The organism is Ensifer sp. VA4, assembly GCF_055710065.1.
In genome coordinates this window covers 1-480 of record NZ_JBVQPO010000059.1, presented here as the reverse complement: position 1 = coordinate 480, position 480 = coordinate 1, and the positions used below count along the sequence as shown (strand labels likewise).

Here is a 480-nt window from a genome sequence, read left to right as displayed (position 1 = left end):
CCGGCGGCGTCTATTTCGGCGAGCCGAAGGAGATCATCGATCTCGGCAACGACCAGAAGCGCGGCATCAACACCCAGGTCTACGACACCTACGAGATCGAGCGCATCGCCGGCGTCGCCTTCGAGCTCGCCCGCACAAGGCAAAACCGCGTCTGCTCGATGGAGAAGCGCAACGTCATGAAGTCGGGTGTGCTGTGGAACCAGGTGGTGACCGAGACGCACAAGGCGAAATATGCCGACGTCCAGCTCGAGCACATGCTGGCGGATGCCGGCGGCATGCAGCTGGTGCGCCAGCCGAAGCAGTTCGACGTCATCGTCACCGACAACCTGTTCGGCGACATGCTGTCGGACGTTGCGGCGATGCTGACCGGCTCGCTCGGCATGCTGCCGTCGGCCTCGCTCGGCGCCCCGGATGCGGTCAGCGGCAAGCGCAAGGCGCTCTACGAGCCGGTGCATGGCTCGGCCCCGGACATTGCCGGCA

At 65.4% G+C, this 480-nt stretch carries 1 protein-coding gene; it reads left to right on the top strand.

What is annotated here, in order from left to right:
• A partial coding sequence (locus AC0C6X_RS30150; protein WP_472956706.1) for an isocitrate/isopropylmalate family dehydrogenase occupies window positions 1–480 on the top strand: 480 nt, incomplete at both ends.